Below are 754 nucleotides of genomic sequence, written 5' to 3' on the forward strand. Positions count from 1 at the left end.
CAGGTACAGCTTCTTGGCGCGACCACGGATGTCGATGCCGCAGCGGCTCATGGTCGCCTTGTTCTTTGCGTAGATGCGTTGGTGTCCATCCCCAACGAACATCAGATCGTTAGGGCCAGACGGAACCAGCGCACGGATCAGTCGCAGCGCCTGGGGTCCAAAATCCTGTGTCTCGTCGATCACCGCATGGGTGTATGGCGGCCGGCCCTCGTCTTCGAGCAAGTGACAGGCATCACGATAGGCGTCGTCCGGCTCCTTCAAGCCCTTGGCGCTGAGCTGCAACCGATAGTCCTCGAAGATCTCCCATAGGGCATCGCGCTTCTTGCGCGAGAGCACCACACCGCGGCCGCGCCGCGGCGCCTCGCGATAGTCGTCGCGCGTCGCCAGCCCCTGAGCTAACACCACCTGTTCAAACTCGTCACGCACGAACTCCCGCGAGACCCCAAGCCCGAGGTCAAAGTCGACCATGGCCGCCTCCCAGGTCGAGGCGCACTTGGCCTCGAAATCGAAGGCGATCTCGTGCTCGTAGCGGCGCGCCTTCAGCAACCGGAACACCAGCGCGTCCAGATTGATGATGTCGATCCGCTGCATCTGCTCCGGCGAGCAGATCGACTTCAGCCCGTCCTCGATGTCCAAGGCCAGGTTGGTGGTAAAGGTCGTGAACAGCAGCTTCTGATCGCCGCTCGCTCGATGGTTGGCGAGATGGCTAGCCAGATTGCCGGCCAGGTACTTGGCACGGTGCATTGCCAGCACC

Annotated in this window: 1 protein-coding gene; it reads right to left on the reverse strand. The window is 62.3% G+C overall.

The features are described from left to right. On the reverse strand, positions 1-754 hold a 754-nt coding region (locus tag VBE63_RS30795; protein ID WP_323686744.1), incomplete at both ends, for a UvrD-helicase domain-containing protein.

Origin of the sequence: Lamprobacter sp. (assembly GCF_034860625.1) — a bacterium.
Lineage (GTDB): Bacteria > Pseudomonadota > Gammaproteobacteria > Chromatiales > Chromatiaceae > Lamprobacter.